The 704-nt window shown below is 33.1% G+C and carries 1 protein-coding gene; it reads right to left on the bottom strand.

The features are described 5' to 3' along the window. Window positions 1-482: flavodoxin (locus EZH24_RS13050; protein ID WP_137999448.1), on the bottom strand; the 482-nt coding region annotated here is incomplete at its 3' end. Window positions 483-704 lie beyond the last annotated feature (222 nt).

Below are 704 nucleotides of genomic sequence, written 5' to 3'. Positions count from 1 at the left end.
TATTTTTTGTCTAATCCCAAACTTTCAAGCCATCTTTTTATGCTCGCTTTGTTTTCGGCAAAATTAAATTTCTTTCCCGTTTTAAATATAGCTTTAGGACAGCATTTTTGCATATAACGAGGCGCAGGGTCGAGTCCGCTTCCTCCGCTTGTGCAAAACGGAACTATGATTTTTCCGCTAAAATCGTAGCTTTCCAAAAAACTAAAAATTATATTTGGGGCGTTATACCACCAAACGGGAAAACCTACGATAACCGCGTCAAATGGCGAAATGTCTATTTTGCTTGCAATTTCTGGACGACAATTTTTATCCTTGCATTCCACAGTCGAACGGCTTTTATCGTTTGTCCAATCCAAATCCGCTTTGCTATAAGGAACTTTTGGGACGATTTCAAAAATTTCCGCTCCAGAAACTTCGGCGATGTTTTCCGCAACTTCTTTTGTTATTCCGCTTGCGCTAAAATAAGCTACTAATATATTCATTTTTTCTCTCCTTTTATTTAAATTTTATAACGGACTTAAAAAATTATAAATATTCAAGTCCGTTTAATTTTTACTTTAATAATTTAAATCAAATTTTGTATTCTAACAAAAATTTTACCAATTCTATATCCGTATGACTAAAGAATAAACTTTTATTAGTATTCATCGATTTTATTTTATTCATGTCGTCTTCGGAAAGCTCGAAATCGAAAATATTAAAGT

The organism is Brachyspira catarrhinii, assembly GCF_005518285.1.
Taxonomy (GTDB): domain Bacteria; phylum Spirochaetota; class Brachyspiria; order Brachyspirales; family Brachyspiraceae; genus Brachyspira; species Brachyspira catarrhinii.
Note: the sequence above shows the minus strand (reverse complement) of the source record. Positions and strands in the feature narration are given on the sequence as shown.